The sequence below is a fragment of the Paraburkholderia kirstenboschensis genome (genome assembly GCF_904848585.1).
Taxonomy (GTDB): domain Bacteria; phylum Pseudomonadota; class Gammaproteobacteria; order Burkholderiales; family Burkholderiaceae; genus Paraburkholderia; species Paraburkholderia kirstenboschensis.
In genome coordinates this window covers 240,149-262,240 of the sequence record NZ_CAJHCR010000001.1, presented here as the reverse complement: position 1 = coordinate 262,240, position 22,092 = coordinate 240,149, and the positions used below count along the sequence as shown (strand labels likewise).

The 22,092-nt window shown below is 61.8% G+C and carries 21 protein-coding genes; 8 read left to right on the top strand and 13 right to left on the bottom strand.

What is annotated here, in order from left to right; genetic code table 11:
- Positions 1 to 74 precede the first annotated feature (74 nt).
- From JMY24_RS01200 to JMY24_RS01190, 3 genes are all read left to right on the top strand, one after another.
- On the top strand, positions 75 to 1,106 hold the full coding sequence (locus tag JMY24_RS01200) for a CDP-6-deoxy-delta-3,4-glucoseen reductase (protein WP_128585758.1): 1,032 nt from the start codon (positions 75 to 77) through the stop codon (positions 1,104 to 1,106).
- A gap of 391 nt (positions 1,107 to 1,497) precedes the next feature.
- Complete coding sequence (locus tag JMY24_RS01195) at positions 1,498 to 2,682, top strand: acetylornithine transaminase (RefSeq protein WP_128595705.1); 1,185 nt, start codon at positions 1,498 to 1,500, stop codon at positions 2,680 to 2,682.
- Between the two features lie 17 nt (positions 2,683 to 2,699).
- On the top strand, positions 2,700 to 3,173 hold the full coding sequence (locus JMY24_RS01190) for a GNAT family acetyltransferase (RefSeq protein ID WP_128595706.1): 474 nt from the start codon (positions 2,700 to 2,702) through the stop codon (positions 3,171 to 3,173).
- Positions 3,174 to 3,290: 117 nt separating this feature from the next.
- On the opposite strand, the gene JMY24_RS01185 is transcribed toward JMY24_RS01190, so the two are convergent.
- From JMY24_RS01185 to JMY24_RS01155, 7 genes are all read right to left on the bottom strand, one after another.
- The gene (locus JMY24_RS01185; protein WP_128595715.1) at positions 3,291 to 3,995 is read right to left on the bottom strand and encodes an ABC transporter ATP-binding protein; all 705 of its coding nucleotides are present in this window, start codon (positions 3,993 to 3,995) and stop codon (positions 3,291 to 3,293) included.
- A 17-nt stretch (positions 3,996 to 4,012) separates the two neighbouring features.
- Positions 4,013 to 4,786 carry an ABC transporter ATP-binding protein gene (locus JMY24_RS01180; RefSeq protein WP_128595707.1) on the bottom strand — a complete coding sequence of 258 codons (774 nt, stop codon included), beginning with the start codon at positions 4,784 to 4,786 and terminating at the stop codon, positions 4,013 to 4,015.
- An 18-nt stretch (positions 4,787 to 4,804) separates the two neighbouring features.
- A complete protein-coding gene (locus JMY24_RS01175; protein ID WP_128585761.1) occupies positions 4,805 to 5,974 on the bottom strand; it encodes an ABC transporter permease subunit in 1,170 nt (389 codons plus the stop codon).
- 22 nt (positions 5,975 to 5,996) lie between these two features.
- Positions 5,997 to 6,947, bottom strand: coding sequence for a branched-chain amino acid ABC transporter permease (locus JMY24_RS01170; RefSeq protein ID WP_128595708.1), 951 nt, complete (start codon positions 6,945 to 6,947; stop codon positions 5,997 to 5,999).
- 229 nt (positions 6,948 to 7,176) lie between these two features.
- Positions 7,177 to 8,379, bottom strand: a complete 1,203-nt coding sequence (locus tag JMY24_RS01165; RefSeq protein ID WP_128595709.1) for a branched-chain amino acid ABC transporter substrate-binding protein — start codon at positions 8,377 to 8,379, stop codon at positions 7,177 to 7,179.
- Positions 8,380 to 8,915: 536 nt separating this feature from the next.
- Positions 8,916 to 9,875, bottom strand: coding sequence for a 4-hydroxy-3-methylbut-2-enyl diphosphate reductase (gene ispH, locus JMY24_RS01160; protein WP_128585762.1), 960 nt, complete (start codon positions 9,873 to 9,875; stop codon positions 8,916 to 8,918).
- 2 nt (positions 9,876 to 9,877) lie between these two features.
- Complete coding sequence (locus JMY24_RS01155; protein WP_128585763.1) at positions 9,878 to 10,333, bottom strand: FKBP-type peptidyl-prolyl cis-trans isomerase; 456 nt, start codon at positions 10,331 to 10,333, stop codon at positions 9,878 to 9,880.
- Between the two features lie 178 nt (positions 10,334 to 10,511).
- On the opposite strand from JMY24_RS01155, the gene radC reads away from it, so the two are divergent.
- The 4 genes from radC (at position 10,512) to nadB (ending at position 13,804) form a co-directional block, all read left to right on the top strand.
- Positions 10,512 to 11,276, top strand: a complete 765-nt coding sequence (radC, locus tag JMY24_RS01150; protein ID WP_128595710.1) for a RadC family protein — start codon at positions 10,512 to 10,514, stop codon at positions 11,274 to 11,276.
- Between the two features lie 277 nt (positions 11,277 to 11,553).
- Positions 11,554 to 11,787 (top strand): 50S ribosomal protein L28, encoded by a 234-nt coding sequence (gene rpmB / locus JMY24_RS01145; protein ID WP_006050117.1) that lies wholly within the window; start codon positions 11,554 to 11,556, stop codon positions 11,785 to 11,787.
- A gap of 10 nt (positions 11,788 to 11,797) precedes the next feature.
- Entirely contained in the window at positions 11,798 to 11,965 is a 168-nt protein-coding gene (rpmG, locus tag JMY24_RS01140; protein ID WP_007180630.1) for a 50S ribosomal protein L33, read from the top strand.
- A gap of 240 nt (positions 11,966 to 12,205) precedes the next feature.
- Entirely contained in the window at positions 12,206 to 13,804 is a 1,599-nt protein-coding gene (gene nadB / locus JMY24_RS01135; RefSeq protein ID WP_128595711.1) for an L-aspartate oxidase, read from the top strand.
- Between the two features lie 73 nt (positions 13,805 to 13,877).
- Here the strand turns inward: nadB and nadC are convergent, their stop codons facing one another.
- The 6 genes from nadC to purN all read right to left on the bottom strand — a co-directional run bounded on the left by nadC (position 13,878) and on the right by purN (position 20,836).
- Positions 13,878 to 14,807 carry a carboxylating nicotinate-nucleotide diphosphorylase gene (gene nadC / locus JMY24_RS01130; protein WP_128595712.1) on the bottom strand — a complete coding sequence of 310 codons (930 nt, stop codon included), beginning with the start codon at positions 14,805 to 14,807 and terminating at the stop codon, positions 13,878 to 13,880.
- A complete protein-coding gene (nadA, locus tag JMY24_RS01125) occupies positions 14,807 to 15,946 on the bottom strand; it encodes a quinolinate synthase NadA (RefSeq protein ID WP_128595716.1) in 1,140 nt (379 codons plus the stop codon). Before nadA ends, nadC begins: the two co-directional genes overlap by 1 nt.
- 127 nt (positions 15,947 to 16,073) lie before the next feature.
- Positions 16,074 to 17,270: a DesA family fatty acid desaturase gene (locus tag JMY24_RS01120; RefSeq protein ID WP_027778980.1), complete on the bottom strand. Its 1,197-nt coding sequence runs from the start codon at positions 17,268 to 17,270 to the stop codon at positions 16,074 to 16,076.
- A gap of 202 nt (positions 17,271 to 17,472) precedes the next feature.
- Positions 17,473 to 18,846 (bottom strand): mechanosensitive ion channel family protein, encoded by a 1,374-nt coding sequence (locus JMY24_RS01115; RefSeq protein ID WP_201701309.1) that lies wholly within the window; start codon positions 18,844 to 18,846, stop codon positions 17,473 to 17,475.
- An 80-nt stretch (positions 18,847 to 18,926) separates the two neighbouring features.
- Positions 18,927 to 20,186 carry an RsmB/NOP family class I SAM-dependent RNA methyltransferase gene (locus tag JMY24_RS01110; protein ID WP_128595713.1) on the bottom strand — a complete coding sequence of 420 codons (1,260 nt, stop codon included), beginning with the start codon at positions 20,184 to 20,186 and terminating at the stop codon, positions 18,927 to 18,929.
- Positions 20,183 to 20,836 (bottom strand): phosphoribosylglycinamide formyltransferase, encoded by a 654-nt coding sequence (gene purN / locus JMY24_RS01105; RefSeq protein ID WP_128592635.1) that lies wholly within the window; start codon positions 20,834 to 20,836, stop codon positions 20,183 to 20,185. Before purN ends, JMY24_RS01110 begins: the two co-directional genes overlap by 4 nt.
- A gap of 116 nt (positions 20,837 to 20,952) precedes the next feature.
- Between purN and JMY24_RS01100 the strand changes: the two genes are divergently transcribed.
- Positions 20,953 to 21,948: a bifunctional riboflavin kinase/FAD synthetase gene (locus tag JMY24_RS01100; protein ID WP_201701308.1), complete on the top strand. Its 996-nt coding sequence runs from the start codon at positions 20,953 to 20,955 to the stop codon at positions 21,946 to 21,948.
- The last annotated feature ends 144 nt before the right edge of the window (positions 21,949 to 22,092 follow it).

Sequence of the window (22,092 nt, the reverse complement as noted above, 5' to 3'; positions counted from 1 at the left end):
GGTTCGGGCGATCCCGGTTATCCGCGCCCCGTCTCTCCGTTAACGATTACCGACTTTTCGACTTCGAACACTTTATGGCATTTAACGTCACGCTCCGGCAAAGCGGCCGGCAGTTTCAGGTAGAACAGGACGAGCCGGTGCTGAACGCCGCCTTGCGTCAAGGCATCGGTCTGCCGTACGGCTGCAAGAACGGCGCGTGCGGTTCGTGCAAAGGCGCTGTGGTCAGCGGCCAGGTTGAGCAGCGCGCGCATTCGTCGTCGGCTTTGTCGAACGAAGAAAAAACGCGCGGCATGGCGCTCTTCTGCTGCGCGACGGCGTGCTCCGATCTTGAGATCGATATCCGCGAAGTGGCGGGCGTGGGCGACGTGCAGGTGAAGAAACTGCCGTGCCGCGTGAATGCGATCGAGCGCAAGGCCGACGACGTCGTCGTGCTCAAGCTGCAGTTGCCCGCTAACGAACGTCTGCAATATCTGGCCGGCCAGTACCTGGAATTCATTCTGAAGGACGGCAAGCGCCGCAGCTATTCGATGGCGAATGCGCCGCACGCCGAAGGCCCGATCGAATTGCACATTCGCCACATGCCTGGCGGCGCGTTCACCGACCACGTGTTCAACGCGATGAAAGAGCGCGATATCCTGCGCTTCGAAGCGCCGCTCGGCACGTTCTTCCTGCGTGAAGAGTCGGACAAGCCGATCGTGCTGCTTGCTTCTGGCACCGGCTTTGCGCCGCTGAAGGCGATCGTCGAGCATGCGGTGTTCAAGAACCTGAACCGCCCAATGACGCTGTACTGGGGCGCGCGTCGCAAGAAAGATCTCTATCTGCTGGAACTGGCCGAACAATGGGCGCGCGAGATTCCGAACTTCAAGTTCGTGCCGGTACTCTCTGAGCCGGACGCGAGCGATGCGTGGACCGGGCGCGTCGGCTTCGTGCATCGCGCGGTAATCGAGGACCTGCCCGACCTGTCCGCTTATCAGGTGTATGCCTGCGGCGCGCCGGTAATGGTCGAATCGGCACAGCGCGATTTCACGCAGCATCACAGCCTGCCCGAAGACGAGTTCTACGCGGACTCGTTCACGAGCGAGGCAGACCTGGCGAACGCGGTTTGACTCGAAACCTGCGGTAAAAACCGGCCCGCTCGTTGCGACGTGCGGGCCGTACCTGAAACAACGTGTCAGCATGAAGACGGGCGCGCAAAAACTGGTAGGCGCGGCCGTTGTCATGAATTCGTGCAAATTCAAGGTTTACACCAGCGCTTTTCTTGTCGTATTCTTTCGCGCATGAACCGCATCCAGTCCGAACTCCGACGTCGCCGCTCGCCGCTTCCCTAGGGACGCCGCCGGCTTCGTCACGGATTCGCGCTACAACAAAGCGCAAGCTGTTCGAATCATGAAAGCCACGGCATGCCGTGGCTTTTTTGTTTTTCCGGCCCGTTAGCTCATCGGCTGACGTGCGCCAACGCCTTATCCACCTCTTACCCGCTGTCTGGAGCCTGCCGTCATGAATTTCAATGAATATCCGATCGAGTCGCTGATGTACATCACCAACCGGCCCGAAATCGTTTTCACGCACGGCAAGGGCTCGTGGCTCTACGACAACAACGGCAAGCGATACCTGGACTTCATTCAGGGCTGGGCGGTCAATTGCCTCGGTCATTGCAATGAAGGCATGATCGAAGCGCTGAACCAGCAGGCGAAGCTGCTCTTCAATCCGTCACCGGCTTTCTACAATGAGCCGATGGTGAGGCTCGCGGCGCTGCTCACGCAGCATAGCTGCTTCGACAAGGTGTTCTTCGCGAACAGCGGTGCCGAAGCGAATGAAGGCGCGATCAAGCTCGCGCGCAAGTGGGGCAAGAAGTTCAAAGACGGCGCATTCGAAATCATCACGTTCGATCATAGTTTCCACGGCCGCACGCTCGCCACGATGTCGGCAAGCGGCAAGCCGGGCTGGGACACGATCTACGCGCCGCAAGTGCCGGGCTTCCCGAAAGCGGATCTGAACGACATCGCGTCGGTGGAAAAGCTCATCAACGCGAAGACGGTCGCGGTGATGCTCGAGCCGATCCAGGGCGAAGGCGGCGTGATTCCGGCAACGCGCGAGTTCATGCAGCAACTGCGCGAGCTGACCCGCAAGCACAATGTTTTGCTGATCGTCGACGAAGTGCAAAGCGGCTGCGGTCGTGCCGGTACGCTGTTCGCCTACGAGTTGTCGGGCATCGAGCCGGACATCATGACGCTCGGCAAAGGTATTGGGGGCGGCGTGCCGCTCGCGGCGCTGCTCGCGAAAGCCGAAGTCGCCGTGTTCGAAGCGGGCGACCAGGGCGGCACGTACAACGGCAACCCGTTGATGACCGCGGTCGGTTATTCGGTGATCGCGCAACTCACCGCGCCGGGTTTCCTCGAAGGCGTGCGTGCGCGCGGCGAGTATCTGCGCGCGAAGCTGCTCGAGTTGTCGGAAGAGCGCGGCTTCAAGGGCGAGCGCGGCGAAGGTCTGTTGCGTGCACTGCTGCTCGGCAAGGACATCGGCAACCAGATCGTCGAAAAGGCGCGTGACATGCAGCCCGACGGTCTCCTGCTGAACGCGGCGCGCCCGAACCTGCTGCGCTTCATGCCTGCACTGAACGTCACGAACGAAGAGATCGACCAGATGATGGCGATGCTGCGTTCGATCCTCGACACGCTGTAACTGAACCAAGGACGCGTATGACGACGACAGCGACCGGGACGCTCGCTATCCGCCGCTTCGATGCGGGCGACACCGAGGCGGTGGTCGCACTGTGGCAGCAGGCCTTTCCGGAGTACAGGGATGTGACGAAGCCGCAGCGCAACCCGCATCTGTCGATTGCGAACAAGCTCGCGACGCAGCCCGAGCTGTTCTTTGTGGCGGTGCTGGATGAGCGGGTCGTCGGTACGGTGATGGGCGGCTATGACGGCCACCGCGGCTGGCTTTACTCGCTCGCGGTGGACGAGTCGTTGCGGCGGCATGGCATCGGCTCGCGTCTGGTCGCGCACGTCGAAGACGCGCTGACGGCGCTTGGCTGTCCGAAGCTGAACCTGCAGGTGTTGTCCGCGAAGAGCGACGTCCGCGCGTTTTACGAGGCGCTCGATTATCGCGCGGATGCGGTGGTGAGCTTCGGCAAACGTCTTGGTGAGTTGGCGGATTCGACGCCGGTTTAGTATTCAGGCGCGTCATGCGTCGCAGAACAAAAGGCCGCATGCGTTTGACTCACGCATGCGGCCTTTTTTCATCGGCAGTTCAGCTTGAAGGGTTATCCACTCAACTCATTCACCCATTCATTCACCCAGATAAGCTGCCCGCACCTTCGGATCATCCAGCATCTGCTTCGCGTCGCCCGACATCGTGACGAGACCCGAGTCCATCACATAGCCGCGGTTCGCCGCCTGCAGCGCAAGACGCGCGTTCTGCTCGACCAGCAGCACGGTCATGCCTTCGCCGGAAATTGCGCGCACCACTTCGAAGATCTTCTCGACCATGATCGGCGACAAGCCCATCGACGGTTCATCCAGCAGCAACAGCTTGGGACGCGAGATGATCGCTCGCGCCATCGCCAGCATCTGCTGTTCGCCGCCTGAGAGCGTGCCCGCGTATTGCGTGGCGCGCTCCTTCAGCCGCGGGAAGAAGCCGAACATGCGATCGACGTCGGCCTTGATGCCGTCGTTGTCACTGCGCAGATACGCGCCCATCTGCATGTTCTCGACGATCGACATGCGCGCGAAGATACCGCGACCTTCCGGCACCATCGCGAGACCGCGCTTCAGAAGCTCATGCGGAGGCACGCCCTTGATCGACTGACCCATGTACTCGATGTCGCCTGCGGCATACGGCTTGAGCCCCGTGATCGCCTTCATCGTCGTGGTCTTGCCCGCGCCGTTCGCGCCGATCAGCGTGACCAGCTCGCCCTGCCCAACCTCGAGGTCGATGCCCTTGACTGCCTGGATGCCGCCGTAGTTGACCTGCAGGCCCTTGATTTTCAACATTGCTTGCGTCGTGGACATCAGTGGACTCCTGCACCCAGATAAGCTTCGATCACCTTCGGATCCTTCTGCACGTCTTGCGGCAGCCCTTGCGCAATCACCTTGCCGTAGTCGAGCACCGTCATCTGGTTGCACAGACCCATCACGAGCTTCACGTCGTGTTCGATCAGCAGGATCGTCTTGCCGTCGGCGCGGATCTTGTCGAGCAGTCGCGTGAGTTCGACTTTTTCCGTTGCATTCATGCCGGCAGCGGGTTCGTCGAGCGCGAGCAGCTTAGGATCGGTTGCGAGCGCGCGCGCAATTTCGAGGCGGCGCTGATGGCCGTACGACAGGTTGCGCGACGTGTAGTCCGCGTACTGCGCAATGCCGACGTACTCCAGCAGTTCGACCGCGCGTTCCTTGATCTCACGCTCTTCCTTGCGCTCCGCCGGCGTCTGGAACACTGCGCCCAGGAGGCCGTGCTTCGTGCGCACATGACGGCCGACCATCACGTTTTCCAACGCGGTCATGCCGCCGAACAGACGGATGTTCTGGAACGTACGGGCAATGCCCGCCTTCGCCACCTGATACACCGCGGTCGGCGTGTAGTTCTGGCCGTCGAGCTTGAAGTCGCCCGAGTCGGGCGTGTACAGGCCCGTGATCACGTTGAAGAAAGTTGTCTTGCCGGCGCCGTTCGGGCCGATCAGACCATAAATCTGGCCGGCCTTGATTTCCAGGCCGACGTCGGACAGCGCCTGCAAACCGCCGAAGCGCTTGTTGACGCCCTTCACCGACAGTCGAATGTTATCGCTCATGTTTTTTCTCCCTGTCCGTCAGGCGCGCACCGGCTTCTTGCCGCCACGCTTCGACAGTTTCGCAATCTTGTCTTCGTGCTTCGGCGACGGCCACAGGCCTTCCGAGCGATACAGCATGATCAGCACCATCGCGAGTGCGTAGACCAGCTGACGGATCACTTCCGTGTCGACGATTTCATGGCCGAAGAGCATGTGCTGCAGCGGACCCATCGTCGAGCGCAGGAATTCCGGCAGGACGGCGAGCAGCACCGCGCCGAGAATCACGCCCGGGATGTGGCCCATGCCGCCCAACACCACGCACGCCAGCACGACGATCGACTCCGGCAGCGTGAACGATTCCGGCGACACGAAGCCCTGGAACGCGCCGAACATCGCGCCCGACAGGCCGCCGAACGACGCACCCATCGCGAAGGCGAGCAGTTTCACGTTACGCGTGTTGATGCCCATCGCCTTGGCGGCGATTTCGTCTTCGCGAATCGCGGCCCATGCACGGCCGATACGCGAGTGCTGCAAACGCGTACAGACCCAGATCACGAGCAGCGCAGCAAGCACGAACAGGTAGTAGTACGAGTACACCGACGGGAACTGGAAGCCGAACAGCGAGTGCGTCTGCGCGAGACTGAAGTCGCCGAAATGCACCGAATCGATCCCGGTAATGCCTTTCGGGCCGTTGGTGATATTCACCGGACGGTCGAGGTTGTTCAGGAAGATGCGGACGATTTCCCCGAAGCCCAACGTCACGATGGCAAGGTAGTCGCCTCGCAGACGCAGCGTCGGCGCCCCGAGTATCACGCCGAAGAACGCCGCCACCCCCATCGCGCATGGCACGATGAGGAGGAACGGCAGGTGCAGCCCGTTCGGCGCGAGATGCGCGATCCACTCGAACTGCGACGTCAGATGCGGCGAGGACAACAGCGCCGCGGTGTAGGCGCCAACCGCGTAAAAGGCGATATAACCCAGGTCGAGCAGGCCGGCAAAGCCGACCACGACATTGAGACCGAGTGCCAGCATCACGTACAGCATCGCGAAGTCGAGCACGCGAACCCAGTAGTTGCCACCGGCGGTGCCGATGATCATCGGCGCGGCGATCACGAAGAACGCGGTGATGATGCCGACCGTCAGCGTCTTCGCCAGGTTCTTCTCGGGAATGAGCGTCGTGGACGGCTCGATCGGTTGAATTGAGGTCATTTGATTTACTCCTTGGCCTGGATCAAGCGCGATCCGCAACGCGTTCGCCGAGCAGACCCGACGGACGGAACACCAGCACGATGATCAGCACGATGAACGCGAACACGTCCTGATAGTTACTGCCGAACACACCACCGGTCAGGTTGCCGATGTAGCCGGCGCCCAACTGTTCGATCAGCCCCAGAATCACGCCGCCGACCATCGCGCCGCCGAGATTGCCGATACCGCCGAGCACCGCCGCGGTAAAGGCCTTCAAGCCGGGGATGAAGCCCATGTAGAAGTGAGCGTTGCCGTATTCGGAGGCGATCATCACGCCGGCGAGCGCAGCAAGCGCCGAGCCGATCATGAAGGTGGCCGAGATCACGAAGTTCGGGTTCACGCCCATCAGCGAAGCAACGCCCGGGTTCTCGGCGATTGCGCGCATCGCGCGGCCGAGCTTGGTCTTGTGCACGAGCAGCAGCAGACCTGCCATGACGAGGAACGCGACGACGATGATCACGACTTCAGTCATCGAGATCACGGCGCCAGGCGTCGTGTCGGTGGCCTTGATCACGTTCAGCGGATCGGTGGGCAGAAGCTGCGGGAAAGGCAGCGGGTTGCGCGACCAGATCATCATGGCGAGCGTTTGCAGCAGGATCGACACGCCGATCGCGGTGATCAGCGGAGCAAGACGCGGCGCCTTGCGCAGCGGCCGGTAAGCCACGCGCTCGATCGTGTAGCCGACCACCGCGCATACCACGGCGGCGATTGCCAGCGCGATGCACAGCGTCGGCACATTGCCGAGGCCAGGGAAGTGGTTCTGCAGCACGCCTATGGCGGAGAGCGCGACCATCGCGCCCACCATCAACACATCGCCGTGAGCGAAGTTGATGATGCCAAGAATGCCGTAAACCATCGTATAGCCCAGTGCGATGATGGCATAAACGCTGCCAAGCACCAGTCCGTTTAGGATCTGCTGGATGAAGATATCCATTTAATGCTCCTTAGCCCGTGCGACTGGATTCGCGCTCTTCATCAGCCGGTGGGCGGTGATGCGTTACGGAATCTCAACGGCACTGCGGGTACTGATGTAAAAGACCGGTAAGGGTTTATCCGCCGCCGGTTTGCCCAGACGACTGGGTCACAGTCGCAGGCTCGCCTTCAGCGGATGCAAAAACGGCACCGTTGGGTGGTTCGGTGCCGTCAGGCTGAACGTCCCGTCATCACATCTTCACGACGTCGAGAACCGCTTTCTTGCCGTCATTGAAGTCGTAAAGCGTAATGGCGCCCTCTTTCAAATCACCCTTGTCGTCGAACGCGATGCGGCCGATTACCCCGTTGTAATCGGTGGACGGCATCGCAGCCAGCACCTTGGGCGCCTCGATCGAATTAGCGCGCTTCATTGCATCGACAATCACGTACACGGCGTCATACGTGAACGGTGCGTAAATCTGCACCGGCGTGTGGAAGCGGTCCACGTACTTCTTCTCGAAGTCCGCTCCCCTGTCCATTTTCGAAAGCGCGAGTCCCGCCTCCGAACAGACCAGGTTTTGCACGGCGGTTCCCGCCAGCTCCCCCACCTTGTCGGTACACACGCCGTCGCCGCCAAGGATTTTTGCCCTGATACCGAGCGCCGCCGCCTGTTTGGCAAACGGCCCGCCCGTCGCGTCCATGCCGCCGAACATGATGGCGTCCGGATGAACACTTTTGATCTTTGTGAGGATGGCCCGGAAGTCCGTAGCCCGGTCGTTCGTCGCTTCCCGCGCGACGATCTTCGCTCCGCTCGCCTCAACGGTCTTCGCGAATTCGTCCGCGAGCCCCTTACCGTAGGCGGTTGCATCGTCCACTACGGCGATGCGTTTGGCGCCCAACGCCTTCGTGGCGTAATTGGCGAGCGCCGGACCTTGCTGCGCGTCGGTCGCGACGACGCGGTAGGTCGTCTTGAAACCTTGCTGCGTGTACGCCGGGTTCGTCGACGAGGGCGAGATCTGCACGATGCTTGCGTCGCTATAAATCTTCGAAGCCGGAATCGAAACACCCGAATTCAGATGCCCGACAACGGCCACCACGTGATCGTCCACCAGCTTCTGAGCGACCGCCGTACCGGCCTTCGGATCGGCCGCGTCGTCTTGCGCGTCGAGCTGCAAGTCGATCTTGTGGCCGTCGATCGTCAGGCCTTGTGCATTGATTTCCTCGACCGCGAGACGCGCGCCGTTTTCATTGTCCTTGCCCAGATGCGCGATGCCGCCCGTCAGCGGGGCTGCATGGCCGATCTTTACGACGATTGCTTCGCTCGCCGGCGCAGCGGATGCCGCCACTGCCGCCGATGCTCCTGCTCCCGCCTCGTCATCCTGTTTTTTGCCGCACGCGGTCAACATCGCAACCGCGGCCGCGATGGACACGGCGTAAGCAAACTTGACTCGCATTAAATAGGTCTCCCGCGCCTTGCAAAATCTATTGTTCGGGACCCTAAGGCCTTGAGAACGCGCGCATTGTAACTCCAATTTTGCGACGGGCAATATTGTTGAACCGGCAGGGTTTTCCTGCATTGCAACCGCATTTCAAGACAGCACTGACGTCAAAGGAGCAACCCGGTTGCGACTGATTTTCGTGCATCAGTTGCACCAGCGTGGGATCCAATGGCATCAAGTGTTGTAGAGGCTTCGTTCGAGGCCCGCCCGCACTGCGGTTTGGCTTAAGTCATATCTAAGCCGCGATGTTTCGCTCTCGGCACCATGTTAGTGCGTCAAAATAGTTTGCGGCCGGTTCAAGCCTCATAAAACGGGGCCACATGAATCAAAACTCAATTAAATACCGGATCGGATTCGCAATTATTTGTCGAAGCGGACGCCGGAAAGCGGGTGTTTCCATCGATATGGCACCAATTAACGCCGGCACTCGCTGCCTACGGACAAAAAAAAGCGCGCTCAAAGGCGCGCGATTTCAGATCGATACAGAGCTGTCAGGCAGGCAGACCCAAGCCGCGAGGCAACGGGAACGCGATGTTCTCTTCGATGCCCTCGAGCGCGCGCACGTTGCGCACGCCAAGCTCGCGCAGGCGAGCAATCACAGCCTGCGCCAGCACTTCGGGAGCCGAGGCACCGGCAGTCACGCCGATCCGGCGCTTGCCCTCGACCCATGACGGGTCGATCTGGTCGGGCGAATCCACCATATAGGAAGGCACGCCGAGCTTTTCGGCCAGTTCGCGCAGCCGGTTGGAGTTCGAACTGTTGGGGCTGCCGACCACGATCACCAGGTCGCACTGCGGCGCCATGAATTTCACGGCGTCCTGGCGGTTTTGCGTGGCGTAACAGATGTCCTGCTTCTTCGGCTCGCGAATGGACGGATATTTCGCCTTCAGCGCGCCGATGATCTCCGCTGCGTCGTCGACGGAAAGCGTGGTTTGCGTGACGAACGCGATCCGCTCCGGGTGGGCCAGTTGCAGTGCCTGCACGTCTTCGATGTCTTCGACGAGATACATGCCCTCGCCCGCCTGGCCCATCGTGCCTTCCACTTCCGGATGGCCTTTGTGGCCGATCATGACAATGTCGAAGCCGTCTTGCCGCATCTTCGCGACCTCGATGTGCACCTTGGTGACGAGCGGACAGGTCGCGTCGTAGACGCGCAGTCCGCGCGACTCGGCCTCGCTGCGCACCGCTTTCGAGACACCGTGCGCGCTGAAGATGACCGTGTTGCCGGAGGGCACCTCTTCCAGACGCTCGATGAAAATAGCGCCCTTCTTGCGCAGATCTTCGACGACGTAGGCGTTATGGACGATTTCGTGGCGCACGTAGATCGGCGAGCCGTGCAGCTTGATGGCGCGTTCGACGATCTCGATAGCCCGATCTACGCCGGCACAGAACCCGCGCGGCTGAGCCAGCAGGATCTCCGTTTCGGCAAGGGTCGTATCCGCGATGGTCATGTTTAGAGAATCCCGATGATTTTCACTTCGAATGCCAGCGCCTGGCCAGCAAGCGGATGGTTGAAATCGAACAGGGCCGACGTTTCGTTCACTTCTTTCAGAACGCCAGCGTAGCGGCCGCCGCCCGGAGCGTTGAATTCGACCAGGTCACCTGGCGAAAAATCCTCGCCGATCATGCTGTTTTCCCGCAACGTTGCCAGAGACACGCGCTGGATCAACTCCGGATTGCGCGGACCAAACGCGGCGCCGGGGGCTAGCTGAAAGGTCGAATGGTGGCCGACCTTCAAACCCATCAGAATGTCTTCCAGCGGCGGTGCGAGTTGTCCCGCACCGAGCAGCAGCGTGGCGGGCTTGTCGTTGAAGGTATTGATGACTTCGGCGCCATCGGCAAGGGAAAGCCGGTAGTGAAGCGTCACATGTGAACCGGGTTTCACTTCGGAAATGTCGATGATGCTCATGCAATGCTCGCTCAGTCGAAGCGCGCTCTCACGCGTGCGCCGCGGGGCGCAGCCGACGCGTGCGGCAAACCGTCGGCGTGCCGTGCGCAAAGCGTCTATTGTAAGCCACATGGCTGGGCTCGGCTTGCGTCCGTCGCGCGCACCGGGCCTGAACCCCAAGCGGAGGAATTGTCTGTATATGTCTGATTATGCGTCGACGATCGACGAACCAATGTTGGATTACGCTCGTTCGCCGCAGGTTGCTCCGGCTCCCGCGGCGGGCAGATTGCGTCGAAGGCGCAAATGGCCGAAACGTGACATGCCGCGTGAGCGGCTGGTCGACCAGGGCCCCGGCGTGCTGTCGGACACCGAAATGATCGTGCTGGTTCTCGGCTCCGGCCTGCCGGGCCACGATGTGTTCAGCGTGGCTCACGAACTGCTAGACCGTTTCGGCTCGCTGCGCGCGATGCTCGATGCGACTTACACGGACTTCGACGGGCTGCGCGGCATCGGGCCCGCGAAAAAAGCGCAGCTGCTCGCCATCATGGAAATGGCGCGCCGCTCGCTTGTCGACAAAATGCGCCGCCGGTCGCTCATGAATTCTCCTGAGGCCGTCGAAAACTATCTGCGCCTCCTGATCGGCGGCCGTCCGCACGAAGTGTTCGTGTCGCTGTTTCTCGACGCCCGGCACCGGCTGATCCGCAGCGAGGAAAGCGCGCGTGGCACGCTCACGCGCATGGCGGTGTATCCGCGCGAGATAGTGCGGCGCGCGTTGACGCTCAATGCCGCCAGCCTGATCGTCGCGCATAATCATCCGTCCGGCGCTGTGCGGCCGAGCGCGAGCGACTGCAACCTGACGCGCACGCTGCGCGAAGCGCTGGCGCTAATCGACGTTCAACTGGTCGATCATCTGGTAATCGGCTCCGACAGCGTATACTCCTTTGCCCGCGACGGCTGGCCCTGACGCTGGACCATGCGAAGGCGCCCGCAAGCTGCCTTGAAACAGTATGAAAAAAGCGCGAACGGCAAAGCAAAAGGCGCTGCACCGTGTCTTGCCGTCGCAAATAAGGTTTGATTTTGCGGCTTTTTTTCTGCTAGAATTCCGGTTTGCCTATTTCCAACCCCCTGTTCCGAAGCCACCAAGGCGTTCCGGAAAGGATACGTGCCTGATTTCAGCGCGACTCTTTTCGGGAAACTTTCACGGCGTTCGAACTCAGAATTAGCGTATTAGGAGTGCTCTCATGGCACGCGTATGCCAAGTAACTGGGAAAGCGCCGATGAGCGGCAACAACGTTTCCCACGCGAACAACAAAACCAAGCGCCGGTTCCTGCCGAACCTGCAAAGCCGCCGCATTTGGGTGGAAAGCGAAAACCGTTGGGTGCGTCTGCGTATTTCGAACGCCGGCCTGCGCCTGATCGACAAGAACGGTATCGACGCTGTGCTCGCAGATCTGCGCGCACGCGGTGAAGCCTAAGGAGTAAATCATGGCGAAAGGCGCACGCGACAAGATCAAGCTGGAATCGACCGCAGGCACGGGTCACTTCTACACGACGACGAAGAACAAACGCAACATGCCGGAAAAGATGCTGATCAAGAAGTTTGATCCGGTCGTCCGTAAGCATGTTGAGTACAAGGAAACCAAGATTAAATAAGTCTTGGCTCCTGCCGCCTGACGACGGCAAGACATACACAAAAAGGCCTCGCATTCGTGCGAGGCTTTTTTGTTTTTGGCTTACCAAAACAGCCCTCCTTGGATCACCATCTTCCGCGATAACAGAGTCCTATACCGTTCAGCCAGCTTTCCCTCGACCGTCGCGGCGCGTATCCTTTCCCGTTTTAGCAGCGCGCAAATGGACGCTGTCACGGCAAAACGAAAGACGGAGATGCGAGCAATGGAATTCGATGTGGCGATTGTCGGTAGCGGTCTGGCGGGACTGAGCGTCGCGCTCAATCTCGCGCAGACGCGGCGGGTCGCGGTGATCGCCAAGCGGTCGATAACCGAGGGTGCGAGCGATTGGGCGCAAGGCGGCATTGCCGCGGTGCTCGATTCCGCGGACAGCATCGAAAATCACGTGCGCGATACGCTCGTTGCAGGCGCCGGCCTATGTGATGAAGCCGCGACGCGCTTCATCGTCGAGAACGGGCGCGCTGCGATCGAATGGCTGATTGAACAGGGCGTGCCATTCACCAAAGACGACTCGGCGGAACTCGGCTTCCACCTGACTCGGGAAGGCGGCCATAGCCATCGGCGGATCATTCATGCGGCGGATGCGACGGGCCATGCGGTAGTCGCCACGCTGAGCGAGCGTGTGCGGCAGCATCCGAACATCACGCTGCTGGAAGATCACTACGCAATCGACCTGATCACGTCCGACCGGCTGGGACTGCCGGGCCGCCGTTGCCATGGTCTTTACGCGCTGGACGTGCAAAGCGGACGCACCGTCACGATCGAGGCGCCGCACACCGTGCTCGCCACCGGCGGCGCCGGCAAGGTGTATCTGTACACGACAAATCCCGACACCGCGACGGGCGACGGCATTGCAATGGCATGGCGCGCAGGCTGCCGGGTGTCGAACATGGAGTTCATCCAGTTCCACCCCACCTGCCTCTTCCATCCGTACGCGAAGTCGTTTCTGATCTCTGAAGCAGTGCGCGGCGAAGGCGGCGTCCTGAAGCTGCCGGACGGCACCCGGTTCATGCCGAATCACGATGAACGCGCTGAGCTCGCGCCGCGCGACATCGTGGCGCGCGCGATCGACTTCGAGATCAAGAAACGCGGCATCGATTGCGTGTATCTCGACATCAGCCATCAGCCGGCGGATTTTCTTCGCGAACATTTTCCGACGATCCTCGCTCGGTGCCTGGAATTCGGCATCGACATCACGAAGGAACCGATCCCCGTAGTACCGGCGGCGCACTACACGTGTGGTGGCGTGGTAACCGACCTAGCCGGCCGCACGGATCTCGCGGGGCTCTATGCAGTCGGCGAAACATCTTGCACTGGATTGCACGGCGCCAACCGCCTTGCCAGCAATTCCCTGCTCGAATGCCTCGTGCTTGGCCGCTCGGCGGCGCGCGCGATCGACGAAGAAGGATTTTGCGGCGCCGTCCACGCGCCTTTGCCAGACTGGGACGAGAGCCGCGTTTCGGACCCCGACGAAGAAGTGGTCGTCGCGCACAATTGGGATGAGGTTCGCCGGCTCATGTGGAACTACGTCGGCATCGTGCGCACGGACAAACGCCTCGCGCGAGCCAAACACCGGCTCGCTCTATTGCGCGACGAGATCCACGAGTACTACGCGAACTTCAAGGTGAGCCGCGATTTGCTCGAGTTGCGCAATCTCGTGGACGTAGCCTCGTTGATCGTGGACGGTGCGCGCTCGCGGCGCGAAAGCCGCGGCCTGCATTTCAGCCGCGACTGGCCGGCAACTCTGCCTAAAGCGCTGCCGACTGTGCTCTCGCCCGAGCACGTTTGCAACCGCAACGTGTGATGGAAGTTAAAACGCCATCGCCGGCCCCAGGCCGGCGATGGCGTTTTATAAACATGCTGGAGGCAAACTTCCGTCAGACGATACGCAACGAGTAATCGGTTGCTCGCACGTCTTTTGTGAGAGCGCCGATCGACACGCGGTCGACGCCCGTTTCCGCGATAGTCCGCACCGTTTCGAAGTTCACTCCGCCCGACACTTCCAGTACGGCACGCCCGGCGGTGATACGCACTGCTTCACGCATTGCATCGAACGAAAAATTGTCGAGCAGAATGGACTGCGCGCGATGCGCCAATGCTGTTTCCAACTGCTCGAGCGTCTCGACCTCGATCTGGATAGAGACGCCCGCGTTGAGCGCAAGCGCCGCGTCCATGGCCGCTCCCACTCCGCCAGCAGCGGCAATGTGGTTTTCCTTGATCAGAATGCCGTCATACAAAGCGAGCCGTTGATTCGCTCCGCCGCCCACGCGCACCGCGTATTTCTGCGCGAGCCGCAAGCCGGGCAACGTCTTGCGCGTATCGAGAATGCGGGTACGCGTATGAGCGATCGCATCCACATACCGGCGCGTGGCGCTCGCCACGCCTGATAGAAGCTGAAGGAAGTTAAGCGCGTTGCGCTCGGCAGTGAGCAGCGCACGGACCGGTCCACGCAGTTCGCACACGGGAGTGTCCGCCGTCATCCGCTCGCCTTCACGGTAAAGCCACTGCACCTCGATCCGCGAATCCACTTGCCGCAATACCGCGTTGAACCACGGCACGCCGCACAACACCGCATGCTCGCGAACGACGACACGCGCGTGGCGCACTTCATCAGCGGGGACGAGGCGGCCGGTCTGGTCACCCGTGCCGACGTCCTCCGCGAGTGCGTCGGCGACGTTGCGCGCGAGCGCTGCGTCGAACGCCGCGCCGTAGTGCGCATGGATCTCGGCGAAGAGCGGCGACACGGCTTCGGCTTGGCTATACGAGGCCGAACGGGGCTCTGCTGAACTCTGCGCTGCCGCGTTCATCAGGCGGCCCCCACGTTCGAGTACAACTGCGCGTCGCGCGCGAGATCGCCGCTCGCCTGCACGCGTTTCTTGTGACGCGCCGCAAAGTCGAGCATGCGGTCGATTGGCACACGCGCCCGCTCGCCAACAGCGCGCTCGACGAAAATCTCGTTATGACCGCGTTCGAGGACGTCGGCGAGATTCGCGAGGCCGTTCATAGCCATCCACGGGCAATGCGCGCAGCTCTTGCATGTCGCGCTGTTGCCGGCCGTAGGCGCGGCGATCAACGTCTTGCCAGGCGCGGCGAGCTGCATCTTATGCAGGATGCCGAGGTCCGTTGCCACGATGAAGTGCGTCGCATCCAGCTTCTGCGCGGCAGCGATCAACTGCGTCGTGGAACCGACGACGTCCGCTTGCGCAACCACGTTGGCAGGAGACTCCGGATGAACGAGGACTTTCGCGCCCGGATATTCGGCGCGCAGCAAATTGAGTTCGATGCCTTTGAATTCGTCGTGCACGAGACACGAGCCCTGCCACATCAGCATGTCCGCGCCGGTCTTGCTCTGGATGTAACCGCCGAGGTGCCGGTCCGGTGCCCAAATGATCTTTTCGCCGCGCGCGTGAAGGTCAGCAACGATCTCGAGTCCAATCGACGAAGTCACCATCCAGTCCGCGCGGGCTTTAACGGCTGCACTCGTATTCGCATAAACGACCACCGTGCGGTCCGGATGCGCGTCGCAGAATGCCGAAAATTCATCTACCGGACAGCCGAGGTCCAGCGAGCATGTCGCGTCGAGATCCGGCATCAAGATGCGCTTGTCCGGGCTCAAAATCTTCGCGGTCTCGCCCATGAAGCGCACTCCCGCCACCACGAGGGTTTGCGCCTCGTGGTCGCGCCCGAAGCGGGCCATTTCGAGTGAATCGGCCACGCAGCCGCCGGTTTCGTCGGCTAGCTCCTGCAATTCAGCGTCGACATAGTAGTGGGCGACGAGCACGGCCTTCTCGCGTTTGAGCAATGCGCGAATGCGCTCTTTCAGCGCCACTTTCTCCTGCGCCGACGGCACGTCGGGCACCTTCGCCCACGCCTGCCCGATCCCACAGGATGTGCCCTGCGCCTGCGGCCGGTCGTATTCGACGGCCTTGATCGCCTGCTGATCCATGATCTTCTCTGCCCTCGCTTTGCCGCCGTGGAATACCCGTCGCGTCATGCAAATTCCGCGGCCCAAAAAGCAAAACCCCGCCAACGCGGGGTTTTGTGACGTAACGAAATTTTAATGGATTTCGTGGCTAAGCATAACGGCGCAGTCGCATTGCGAATTCCTGCAGCGCTTTAATGCCGCTCGCTTCAGCGCGATGACACCAGTCCTGCAACTGCACCAGCAACTGATCGCGCGAGGCGTTCGAGCGCTCCCACATTGACGCAAGTTCGTTCCGCATGTCGATGTAGGTCTTCAACTTCTGGCTGTTCGCGAAGATTTGCGGCAACAGACGCTTCTGCGGCTCGTCGAGCCCCGCTTCTTCTTTGTGGAACCAGCTGCGCGCACCGCGCATGACCTGATACTTCTCGCGCGCGCCCACTTCCTTCAGATGCGCGAGTTCCTGACGATACGCGCGCTTGAGCGCCTTGCCGTAACGTGCCATCACTTCGTAACGGTTAGCCAGCACGGCCTGCAACGTGTCCTGATCGAGCACCATCTTGCCTGTGGTCAGACGCGGCGTGGGCGCGACCTTCTTCACCTTGGCGAGGCGGAATGCCGACATGATGCGGATGTACATCCAGCCGATGTCGAACTCGTACCACTTGTTCGACAGCTTCGCCGACGTGGCGTACGTGTGGTGATTGTTGTGCAGCTCTTCACCGCCGATGATGATGCCCCACGGGAAAATGTTCGTGCTGGCGTCCGACGAGTTGAAGTTGCGATAACCCCAGAAGTGCGCGAGACCGTTGACCACGCCGGCTGCCCAGAACGGAATCCACACCATTTGCACGGCCCAGATGGTCAGGCCGACCACGCCGAACAGCGCGACGTTCAGCACCATCATCAGGCTCACGCCCAGAATCGGGTATTTCGTGTAGACGTTGCGTTCCATCCAGTCATTCGGCGTGCCGTGACTGAACTTGCGCATCGTCTCTTCATTTTTCGCTTCCGTGCGGTACAGTTCCGCGCCTTCGAGCAGCACCTTCCAGATGCCGCGCGTTTGCGGGCTGTGCGGATCTTCTTCCGTTTCGCACTTGGCGTGGTGCTTACGGTGGATGGCCGCCCATTGGCCGGTCAGCATGCCCGTGGTCATCCACAGCCAGAACCGGAAAAAATGACTGACAACAGGATGCAACTCCAGCGCGCGGTGCGCCTGGCAGCGATGCAGATAAACCGTCACGCCGATGATCGTGACGTGCGTCACGGCGAGCGTGTACAGAACAAGTTGCCACCACGAGAACCGCATCAAACCGTGGGCAAGGAAATCGAGCAAAGAATTCAACAAGGCAATTTACCTGTGGAACGAGAGACACGAGACACCCGCGAACTACGCGTGTCAAGAAAGTGAAAGCATACAGCGGGATTGGACGACATTCTACTTGAAGCGTTCCAAGTGTTTGTAACAAATAGGGATTTTTTGTGCAGCATCAACACAAACAGGCCCGCAGCAAGCCCCGTTAGACCCATCAGTGCCTCGCGAGTGCCCGCTAAATAGCGTTACCCGCCTGATTTGCCGCGGCGGCGGTCACAGTTACCGATTTGGCGAACACGCCGCCGACATTTGCCACATCAGCAGCATTGCCGACGATCCGGACTTCGCGTTGCGCGAACGGAATGGAGATGCCGTGTGCGGAAAAAAGCTGCCAGATATTGCGATTGACCGCCGAGCGGACGGCTGATGTGCCAGTTGCCGCATCCGCTATCCAGAACCCCAGTTCCAGGTTGATTCCATCCGCTCCAAAGCCCACCAGATAAGGCGTGGGCGCAGGGTCCGCCAGTACGCGGGGCACGCCTTCCGCTGCTTGGGCGAGGAGCGCCATGGCTTGCTCGACATCGGCTGTGTAGGCGATCTGCACGGCCGCCTTCGCATAGCCACGCGTCAGATAGGACGACTGGTTCTGCACTACGTCGGTGATCAGCTTTTCGTTGGGAATCAGTGTTTCGATGCCGTCAAGCCCGCGCACGACTGTGTATCGGGTGCGGATCTGCGTGACCATGCCTTGCAGGCCGCTCACGTTGATCGTGTCGCCGATCCGCAGCGACCGGTCGATCAGGATGATGAAGCCCGACACATAGTTGCTGGCGATCTTCTGCAGACCAAAACCCAGCCCCACGCCCAGAGCACCGCCGAATACGCCGAGCACGGTGATGTCGATGCCCACCAGCGACAAGCTGATCAACACCGCCGCCAGCACGAAGGCCGCGCGGCCGACGCGCGCCACTACGACTTTCAGATTCGCGTCGAGCGTCGCGGCGCGCATCAGACGGTCTTCGAACGCCGAACCGAGCCACATCGCGACGATCATCGTCACGCAGACCCACAGCAGGCCCGTGACGAGCGAGAGCAGCGTCATGTGCGCATTCGCGACACGAAAGTGTACGCTGGCCATCCACGCGATCACGTCGTCCTGAATGCCCATCACGGTGAGCACCATGGCGACCCAGACGCCCAGAGAAACGATTTTTTCGACGAGGAAAAGCCACGGGTGCGTCTCCCCGTCATGGCTGAAGACGCGCCGCGCGAAGAAGAACACGATGTAAATCAACCCGATGCCGAAGAGCGGCACCAACGCGAGATCGAGCAGCGACGTGTGGATGAACTGGCCCGCGATCGCCCGCGCGACCCAGACCAGCACGGCGCCGATCAGCGGGAAAAACGCGCGGTTCAGGCTTTCCGCGCCAAAGCGCAACGTCTGATAGCGGGTCTGACGGCGCAAATCGAGCGCGCGGCGCAACACCCGGGCGAGTAACCAGGCGAGTGCGAGCGTGGCGACCAGCACGCCCACCTGCCAGAGCATGACGGGCTGGCCGAAGTCGCGCGCGAGATCGCCGAACAGATGAGGAAAGATACGGTTTTGCATGATGTCGCCGGAATGACCGGCTCGCGGTTCGGCTCACGGTTCGGCTAATCGATCCGCGAGCCGGCTGGCCTACTGCGGGCTCAACTCTGGCGTTCGAGAACGGCGGCGAAAAAGCCGTCGGTCGCGTGGCGGTGCGGCCAGAGCGACAGGTAATCGCCCATTTCGAGATCGATGCGCTGCTCGGCCAGCACCTCGCGCGCGGGGACGAGCGCAAAGTCTGGATGATCGGCGAGGAACTGCTGAACGACCGCTTCGTTTTCCGCTTCCAGGATCGAGCAGGTCGCATACACGAGGCGGCCGCCCTTCTTCACCAGACGCGACGCGCTCGCCAGAATCGACGCCTGCTTGGGCGCGAGTTCGGCGACCGACTCCGGCGACTGGCGCCATTTCAGGTCCGGATTGCGGCGCAGCGTGCCCAGACCGCTGCACGGGGCGTCGACCAGCACGCGGTCGATCTTGCCGGCGAGCCGCTTGATCTTGGCGTCGTGCTCACTGTCGATCAACACCGGATTCACGTTCGACAAACCGCTGCGAGCTAGCCGCGGCTTGAGCTTGGCGAGGCGCCGCTCGGAGATGTCGAACGCGTACAGACGCCCGGTCGAGCGCATCGCCGCGCCCAGCGCGAGGGTCTTGCCGCCTGCGCCCGCGCAGAAGTCGACGATCATCTCGCCGCGCTTGGGCGCAACCAGCGAGCACAGCAACTGGCTGCCCTCGTCCTGCACCTCGACCCAACCCTGCTGGAACGCGTCGAGCTTGGTGAGCGGCGGCTTGCCCACCACCCGCACGCCGAACGGCGCGAACGGCGTTGCGCCGCCTTCGATGCCGGCCTTCGACAGCGCGTTCAGCACGTCGTCGCGGCTCGCCTTGATCGGGTTAGCGCGCAGATCCAAAGGCGCCGGGTAGTTCAGCGCGGCAGCCAGCTGAGCCAGTTCGGCGGGTTCAAAACGCTTGGCGAGCGCCTGATAGATCCAGTCGGGCAGGTTCAGTCGAATCCGCAGCGGCAAACTTTCCGGGTCGATCATCGCAACGTGTTCGAGCCATTTCGACTCCGCGTCCGACACGAACGGCTTGAGCGCCGTGCGGCCGGCCGTCTGCATCAGGCCGAGCAAGGCCATGCGGCGGGCGGGGCTGCCCGCGCCGCTTTCGGCCAGGTGCGCAAACTCCATCCGGCGACGCAGCACGGCGAAGACCGCCTCGGCAATCACGCCGCGCTCGCCGTGCCCGAGCTTCGGATGCGCGCGGAAAAAACGGCTCGTGGTAGCGTCGGCAGGGCCGTTCAGTCGTAGGACTTCGGCCAGCAAAGTCTCAGTTTGTCCAATCAGAAAACCATGTAATCTCATGCGCCCTCTCCGGCGGTGTGACCGGCAAAGAGCCATTGCGGCTCCGGCGGCGTAAGCGTGACACGCAGGCCATCCAGGGCGAGACGCCCTTCGACGAACCAGCGCACCGCGCGTGGATAAATAATGTGTTCAGTCGCGAGCACGCGCTCGGCAAGCATGGCCGGCGTATCGCCGGCTTCGACGGGCACCGCCGACTGCGCGACGATGGGCCCGTGATCGAGCTGCGAAGTAACGAAATGCACCGACGCGCCGTGCAGGCGCACGCCGGCGTCGAGCGCCTGCTGATGCGTTTTCAGTCCCGGAAAGCTCGGCAGCAGCGACGGGTGCACGTTCAACATGCGCCCCGCATAACGATCGACGAAATCGTCTGTCAGCACGCGCATGAAGCCTGCGAGCGCTACGAGATCGGGCGAGAAACGATCGATTTGTTCAGCGAGCGCGCAGTCGAAGCTGTCGCGATCGGGAAACTGGCGGTGATCGACCACCGCCGTGGCAATGCCATGCGACGCCGCGAACGCAAGGCCCGCGGCATCCGGACGGTTGGCAATCACGGCGGCGACCTGCGCCGGCCAGCCTTCGTTTGAGCAGGCTCGAACGATGGCTTCCATGTTGCTTCCCCGCCCTGAAATCAGGATGACGAGTTTTTTCATGCGCGGATTTTATCATTCGGGGGCACCCAAACCGCGACGCGCCGCCGTCCGGTGCGCCGAGCGTTTATAATCGTTTGTTTTGCGGCACCTCGCCCGCTCTATCCCGACGCGCTATCGTGAGAGTTTTCCGCGGTCTTCCCAATGCTGAAAGCCGTGCGCCCTGCGCACTGACCATCGGCAACTTCGACGGTGTCCACCGCGGCCATCAGGCTTTGCTCGCGCACGTGCGCGCGGCGGCCGACGCGCGCGGCCTGCCCGTCTGCGTGATGACCTTCGAGCCGCACCCGCGCGAGTTCTTCAATCCTGCCGGCGCGCCGCCGCGCATCGCGATGCTGCGCGACAAGCTGGAGGCGCTGCGCACCAACGGCGTGGACCGCGTCGTCGTCGAACACTTCAATCACACGTTCGCGAGCCAGTCGCCGGATGCGTTCGTCGAACGGATCATCGTCAACGGGCTGCACGCCCGCTGGGTGATGATCGGCGACGACTTCCGCTATGGCGCAAAGCGCGCGGGCGACTTCGCGTCGCTGAAAGCCGCGGGGCAGCACCACGGTTTCGAAGTCGAACAAATGGCAACGGTCGCCGATCCGTCCGGCGCGCGTATCTCCAGTTCAGGGGTGCGCGCGGCGCTGGTGGCGGGCGATCTCGACGCGGCGCGCGCCGCGCTGGGCCGCGATTATCTGATCAGCGGTCACGTCGTGCACGGCATGAAGCTCGGCCGCGATCTCGGCTTTCCCACGCTAAATCTGCCGATCGCCCACAAGCGCCCGGCGCTCGCGGGCATTTTCGTCGTGCGCGTGCATGGCGTTGCGGACGAACCGCTGCCGGGCGTCGCAAGCCTCGGCCTGCGCCCGACCGTCGACGATTCCGGCCGCGTGCTGCTCGAAGTGCATCTGCTCGACTGGCACGGCGACGCATACGGCAAGCTCGTGCGCGTCGAATTCCTGAAGAAGCTGCGCGACGAGGAAAAATACGTCGACCTCGAATCGCTCACGGCCGCCATTGCGCGCGACGTCGCCAACGCGCGCGCATGGTTCGCGGCCGTCGGCGCGGGCTCGCCGGGCAGCCGTTCAACCGGTTTCGCCACGTCGGCCACCGACCGAATTAGGTAGCCGCCGCGGTCCATGCGCGCTGATTGCCGCAAGGACCGTCGCTCTCGCGCATCGAAAGGCGTCCGTGCATCGCGCGAAATGCCTGCCGGGCGCGCCCCACGCTCTCGCGCATCGTGCGCAACCCGCGCCCTGCTGCGCTTATAA